This window comes from Streptomyces gottesmaniae (assembly GCF_031845845.1).
Classification (GTDB): Bacteria; Actinomycetota; Actinomycetes; order Streptomycetales; family Streptomycetaceae; genus Streptomyces; species Streptomyces akebiae.
Genome location: NZ_JAVRFJ010000023.1, coordinates 145,260 through 151,725 on the forward strand (window position 1 = coordinate 145,260; position 6,466 = coordinate 151,725).

5 protein-coding genes and 1 pseudogene are annotated in these 6,466 nt (G+C 74.6%); all 6 read right to left on the reverse strand.

Features of this window, described 5'->3' with window-relative positions; all coding sequences use genetic code 11:
* Window positions 1-4: 4 nt before the first annotated feature.
* On the reverse strand, window positions 5-781 hold the full coding sequence (locus tag RM704_RS25535) for a hypothetical protein (RefSeq protein ID WP_078937193.1): 777 nt from the start codon (window positions 779-781) through the stop codon (window positions 5-7).
* Complete coding sequence (locus RM704_RS25540; protein WP_033528273.1) at window positions 771-3,221, reverse strand: tetratricopeptide repeat protein; 2,451 nt, start codon at window positions 3,219-3,221, stop codon at window positions 771-773. Before RM704_RS25540 ends, RM704_RS25535 begins: the two co-directional genes overlap by 11 nt.
* A gap of 7 nt (window positions 3,222-3,228) precedes the next feature.
* Window positions 3,229-3,903 carry a hypothetical protein gene (locus RM704_RS25545; RefSeq protein ID WP_311591266.1) on the reverse strand — a complete coding sequence of 225 codons (675 nt, stop codon included), beginning with the start codon at window positions 3,901-3,903 and terminating at the stop codon, window positions 3,229-3,231.
* Window positions 3,904-4,190: 287 nt separating this feature from the next.
* On the reverse strand, window positions 4,191-5,030 hold the full coding sequence (locus RM704_RS25550) for a peptidoglycan DD-metalloendopeptidase family protein (RefSeq protein ID WP_311591267.1): 840 nt from the start codon (window positions 5,028-5,030) through the stop codon (window positions 4,191-4,193).
* A 7-nt stretch (window positions 5,031-5,037) separates the two neighbouring features.
* A pseudogene (locus RM704_RS25555) lies at window positions 5,038-5,469 on the reverse strand (ABC transporter permease); the annotation flags it as partial.
* Window positions 5,456-6,427: an ABC transporter ATP-binding protein gene (locus RM704_RS25560; protein WP_033528381.1), complete on the reverse strand. Its 972-nt coding sequence runs from the start codon at window positions 6,425-6,427 to the stop codon at window positions 5,456-5,458. The pseudogene RM704_RS25555 and the gene RM704_RS25560, both read right to left, overlap by 14 nt.
* Window positions 6,428-6,466 lie beyond the last annotated feature (39 nt).

Sequence of the window (6,466 nt, forward strand, 5' to 3'; positions counted from 1 at the left end):
CGGGTCAGAGAGACCGGTGGTGGGTGGGGGCAGGGGTCGGAGGGCGGGTCACGGCCGTGGCGTGGCGGGCCGTGAGGGCGTGGGTGTGTGCCGGGGTCGCGGTCGTCGACCTGAGGCGGGACGCGACCGAGGTGGGCATACCGGCACCGCGGGCGAGGTCGGCGGCCACGGCGGAGCGGAGCGCGCCGATCCGGGCCAGCCGGCTGCTGCCACGCTCCGGGGTGAGCGCTCCTACGTCGGCACTCAGCGCGGCCCGTACGGCTCCGGGGTGCGTCGGGATGGGGGCGGCGCCCTTCGCGGGGGCGCGGGAGGGGTCGAGGCCGGCGGAGCGGAAGGCTGCGGCGCGGGCGCTGGAGGGGGCGGCCGCTTGGGGCTCCGTCGCGGTCGTACGGCGGTGAGGAGTGCCGGGCGCGCCGACGGTACCGGGGGTGCCGTCCTGGGCGGCCGGGGCGTGTGTCGGGCGGGCGAGGGTGCGCCAACTCACGGTGCCGGTCAGCTCGTTGACGGTGACCTCGACTCGGGGACGCGGTCCGGGGTGGTGTCCGGTGGACGTCGGGGACGTCGGGGACGCTGGGGACGCTGGGGAGAGGGAACGGTGGCGGGCCGCGCGGGACCGGTCGGTCGGACCGTGGAGTGCGTCGTCGGAGATGTCGGAGATGTCGGGGGCGCGGCCGGGGCGCCCGAGCGCGTCGCCGGGGCCGTCGGACGCGCGGCCGGGGCGATGTCGGTGGCCTCCGGTGGGGTTACTGGGATTGCCGGAGTTGTCGGCGTTACTGGCCATGGGCGTAGGGGGCGGAGTCGAGGGCGCGGGCCCGGTCGGTGAGGCGGGTCATGCGGGTGCGGGCCTTCTCCAGTTGCTCCAGGTCGTCGGCGGCGGGGCCCGCGTCCGCGGCGAGGTCGGTCCAGACGGCGATCAGGTCGCGGCCCAGGTGCAGACCCTGGAGCGGGTCGCGGACCGCCCGCCAGGCGGCCGCCGCGCTCTGGATGTTGCCGTACGCGGCACGCTGGTCGCGCATGCGGTGGCGGAGACCAGCGAGGTCGAGGGAGAGGTGGAACGAGCGGAGGGCGTCACCCGCCAAGTAGGCGATGTAGGCGGTGAGTTCGCGGAGTTTCAGGACCTCGGGGTGCTGGGGGCCCAGCGCCGCCGTCGCCTGTGCGACCGTCTGCTCGGCCATCTCCGCGGCTTCCTGGATCCGGCCCAGTTTCACGGCCTCGTTGATGCGCGAGACGGGCTCCGCGAACGGTGACGGGGTGCCGCCGTCCTCCTCCGCCGGGTCCAGCACCGCCTCGGCCACCGCGTCGAACTCCCGTACCGGCGCGGGTTTCGGCGCGGTGTCCTCCTCCAGCACCTTCCACTCGGGGGCGGAGTACGCGTCGGACGCGGACTCCGCCGGAGGGGCCAGGGTGGTGGGGGGTGCGGGTTCCGGGGTGGGGGCGGTGGGCTGCGGGTGGATCGGCATCGGGGCCGGTGCCGGAGTCGGCGGCCAGGGCTGGGGTTCCAGCGAGGCGGGCCCGGACTCCGGGGTGGGACCTTGGGACGGGGTGTGTGTCGGCTCCGGGGTGGGGGCGTCGGTCGGGGCCGGGGGCCACGGCTGCGGGTTCAGGGAGGCCGGGGCCGAGCGGGGGGCGCTGGTGGGGGTGGTCGGAGGCTCAGGCGGAGCTGCGGCTCGGTCCTGGTGCCAGGACGGGGAGTCCGTCCCGGTCGGGGCCGGTTCGGGGTCCGTGAGCGGGCCGAACTCGCCGGTCGGGGGCGAGACGGTGCCGACGGCCGGGGCGAGGTCCTGGGCGGGCTCGGGTGCCGAGGGTCGGGCCTCCGAGTCCACCGGGACGCCCGGCAGGGTGAGGGGGAGGCCCGGGGTGTGCGGTGGCCGCGCCAAGGGTCCGTCCTTCGGTTCCGGCACCGCGCGCAGCACGAAGGTCGACGGAACGACCCCGCCCGACGCCGGGCGGGGCGCGTCGCCCTGCACGCCCTGTGCCTCCTGCTCGCCCTGCTTCTCCTTCGCCGCCGTGAGCGGCATCGTCCGCGGCTCCCGCTTCACGGGCTGCGCCGCCTCCGACGGGGAAGCCACGGCAGACGGGGAAGCCACGGCCGACTCGGGTGTGGGCGCGGGTGTGGGCTTCGCCGCCGTCAGCGGAAGGGTGCTGGGCTCTCGCTTCGGGCGCTCGGGTTGCGGGGTGGCGGCGACCGGCTCCGCCGAGGGCGCCGGTTCACCCGCGGCCAACCGCATCGTGCTCGGCTCCCGCTTCGCCTGCCCCTGGGAGTGCGCCTGCGACTCGGGCCGCGCGTCCGGCCGTGCGTCGGGCTGGGCGGTCGGCTGCTGGCGCGGTCGGTGCTGCTCGGGGTACGCCGAACCCTCCGGCCCCGCCTGAGGCTGCCACTCCTGCTGCGCCTCGGGCTGGGACGGAACCCGGGCCGGGGCCTGCCCGACCGACTGTGCCTGCCACTCGGCCGACCGAGCCCGTGGCTCACCGTCGACCTGCGGCTCCCGCCCGGGCCGACCCTGCGGCTCCCGCCCGGGGTCGGCCTGCTCGTGCTGCACGGGGCGGGGTTGCCGGTTCGGGTCCTGGTGAGGGTGTGCCGAGGTGTGAGCCTGCGGGTGTGCGGGGTGCGGGCCGCCCTGTTCCCGCAGGTGTGCGCCGTGCGAGTCGCCCTGTTCCTGCGGGAGTTGGCCTGCCGCCGCCGACTCCGGCACCGCGCGCAGCACATGCGTCGACCTGTCGCGGCGCGGGGCTTGGGCAGGGGCAGGAGCAGGGGCAGGAGCAGGAGCAGGCGGTTCCGGTGCTGTCCACGCGGCCGTGCCCTCGCCGAGGTGGGCCGGCGCGGCCGTACCCGGCGCGATCCGCCCCTCTCCCTCGCGTACCGCCGCGCCCTCGCGCATGGCTGACGCCCCCTCTGCCGCGAACCCCCTCGGCTCGCCCACCCGCACCGGCTCGCCGGCGTAGTTGCTGGAGCCGTCGACGTGGATCTGGAGGGGGACGACGAAGCCGATGCGTTCGTCGTGGACGGTGGCGAGGACGGGATGGCCGGTGGCGAGGGCCAGGCGGTGGAGGTAGTCGAGGGCGGCGCTCTGGAGGGACTCCCCGGCGGCCGGCGGTACCGGCATGCCGCCGACCGTCGCACCGGCCTCGGCCGAGACACGGACGTCGATCGGAGTGAGCCCGGCCGGCCCACGTCCCGCGCGCTTGAGTTCCCGCTTCTGTTCGCGGCTGAGTCGAGTCATCGTTCCCTCACTCGGGTCGGGCAGAAGGAGAAGGAGGAAGAGGAGCTGTGGGGGTGGCGGCTGAGGCCGGGTTGGACGGGTCCGGTGTCGGTATCGCTGCCTCCACCGTACGCACTTCGTCGACCCGCCACGGCTCGCCCTTGCCCGCGCGCACCAGCTTCACGTACACCGTGGCCTGAGGGCCGGTCCCCGTCCAGCCGTCGCGGCCGTGTGCCGTGCCGTCGACGAAGAGGGCACGGTAGGCGTCCCTGGCCGAGTCGGAGGGCGCGTCCCCGTCGTCGTCCGGTTCCACGTCGACCGTGGTCCACGCCTTGTGCGCGGCCCAGGAGTTCCACTGTTCACCGGCGCCGCTCGCGGGGCGGTACGAGCGCTCGGCCTTCGCCTTGGCGGCGGTGAACCAGCGCGCGGAGCGCAGGACGGCGTCGTGCGGGCCGGTGTCGTACTTGGTGTCGTAGCCGTACGCGACCTCGGTCCAGGCCTCGGCCACGGCGGTCGCGTCCGTCTCGTCGACGCCGGTGGGGCTCGGGACGTGGGCGTCCGGGCCGAGCGACTTCCCGGAGGGGAGGGGGGCCTTGGGGGTGAACGGCGGTTCGGACGTGGCCGTGGAGCCGCCCGCCGTCTCGCGGTGGTCCTCCAGGCCGCAGGCGGTGAGGACGGCCACACCGGTCACCGTCGCGAGCACGGCCACACCCGCCCGACGGACAACGCCGGCTCGTCGGACAACGCCGGCTCGTCGGACAACGCCGGCTCGTCGGATCAGCCCGCCACCGGTTCCGTACCGGGCACCGGGCAGGTGCGGTCCGCCCTGCACCCGCGCTTCCCCGCGCGCGTCACGCTCCTCGCGCCCCCCGCGTGCATCACGCATCGTGTTCACCCTCGTTCCCCTGCTCACCTCAGTGTCCTGCCCCGTCGAACCGGTCGTCCACGCCGAACGGCGGTTCCGCGCCGCCCACTTCGCCCTCGTCACCACTACAGCCCCAGCCACGGCGCCGGATTCACGTACGCCCCGTTCTGCTGCACCTCGAAGTGGAGATGGGCGCCCGTCGAGTAGCCGGTCGAGCCGACGAGACCGACGCGTTGGCCGACCTTGACCTTGTCACCGACGCCGACGTTGAGGCCGGACAGCATGTGGTTGTAGGTGGTGGAGATGGTGTCGCCGTTGATGGTGCCGTGGGAGATGACGACACGGTTGCCGTAGCCGTTGCTCCAGCCGGCGAAGGTGACCTCGCCGTCACGGGCGGCGAGGACCGGCGTGCCGGCGGCCGCGCCGAAGTCGATGCCGGTGTGGAGTTTGCGGACCCCGAGCGTGGGGTGCATGCGCCAGCCGTACGGTGAGGTCACGGGCGGGTTGCCGGGGAGCGGCATCGCCATCTCCCGGCCGGCCGGGAGTTTGCCCGGCGGGTCGTCGACCGACTCGTACTTGGAGATCAGGGACTTGATGCGGGCGACGTAGTTCTGGGTCTCGGTGTAGGGCGGGATGCCGCCGTACTTCTGCACGGCTCCCGGACCGGCGTTGTACGCGGCGAGCGCCAGATCGAGGGTCTCGCCGGTCGCCTGGCCGCTGTCCTTGTAGCCCTGGACCTGCTTGGCGAGGGCACAGTCGTAGCGGCCCTGAGCCATGATCGCGTCGCCGGGGTCGTACGGCGAGACACGGCCGTTGCCGTCGTCGTCCTTGCCCCAGCTCGGCCAGGTGCCGGGCATGAACTGGCTCAGCCCCTCGGCGCCGACCGGGGACTTGGCGTTCGGGTTCCAGCCCGACTCGGCCTCGATCTGCGCGGCGATCACCGCCGGTTTGATGACATCGCACATGGTGCCGGCCTTGAGCACCCACGCCCGCGATCGCGTCCCCGGCGATCACGCCGACGGCCATCGGCAGGAAGAAGGGGAGCGTCGCGGCCAGCGCCGTGAACACCAGGAACAGGCCGTTGTTGGTGATCTGCGCGATGAACGCGGGCCCACCACCACCGCCGCCCCCTCCGTCCGGTCCGCCGCCCATCGACGACCCGTCGCCCGTCTCGATCCGCACCGCGATCCCGACGAGGATCGGCACCGCCGCGAGCACACCCAGCAGCGCGATCGTCCGCCACCGCCGGAAGGTCGTCAGCAACTCGCTGCGGAACAGCCCGAAGGTCCACAGGAGGCTGGGCGCACGGACGGGGGCGGTCGGCCCGGGGGTGACGTGTGTGGTGGCGGCCTGCGCGGTGGTCTCCGGCAGGGCCTTTGCCCCCGGTGTGTCAGCCCGCGACATCGAAACCCTCCCCCGTGAGTGCCACGAACGCGTCCTCCAGGGAGGCGCGTTCGAGGGTGAACCCGCGGACGCGCACGCCCGCGGTGACCAGTGCGGCGTTCAGTTCGGCGAGGTCCCGGCCGGGCGGCGGCGGTTCCGCCGTCACCCGGCCTCCCGTCTCGGTCCCGGCACCCTCCGCCCCCTCGACCACGACCACGTCGGCGACTCCCTGCTCCTTGAGCACCCGGGCCGCGTCCGCCGTGTCGGGGGTGGTGACGACGAGACGGCCACGTGCGCCGGCGGCCAGGTCGGCGACCGCGCCCTGGACGATGAGCCGGCCCCGCGCCATGACGGCGGCGTGCGTGCACACCTGCTCGATCTCGTCGAGGAGGTGGGAGGAGAGGAAGACGGTGGTGCCGTCGGACGCCAACTCCCGTACCAGGGTGCGGATCTCACGCATCCCCTGTGGGTCGAGCCCGTTCGTCGGCTCGTCGAGGACGAGGAGCCGACGCGGCTGGAGCAGGGCCGCCGCGAGGCCCAGCCGCTGTTTCATGCCCAGCGAGTACGCCTTCGCCTTCTTGCCGGCGGCGGCCGCGAGCCCCACCCGGTCGAGGGCGGCCGCGACCCGCGTACGCCGGGTGCGCGGGTCGGCGGTCGGGTCGGCGGAGTCGTAGCGGAGCAGGTTGTCGCGGCCGGAGAGGAACCCGTACAGCGCGGGCCCCTCGATGAGCGCGCCGACGTGCGGGAGGACGGTCCGGGCGGAGCGCGGCATGGGCCGGCCGAGGACCTGGGCCGTGCCCGAGGTCGGCTCGATCAGACCCATCAGCATGCGGATGGTGGTGGTCTTGCCCGAGCCGTTCGGGCCGAGGAAGCCGAAGACGCTGCCGCCGGGAACCGTCAGTCCCAGATGGTCCACGGCCACCTGTCCGCCGCGGAAGGTCTTGGTCAGCCCCTGGGTGTGGATGGCTGCGTCGCTCATGGCTCCCCTCGGGTACGGCCGGGGGGGCGGGGCGGGAGG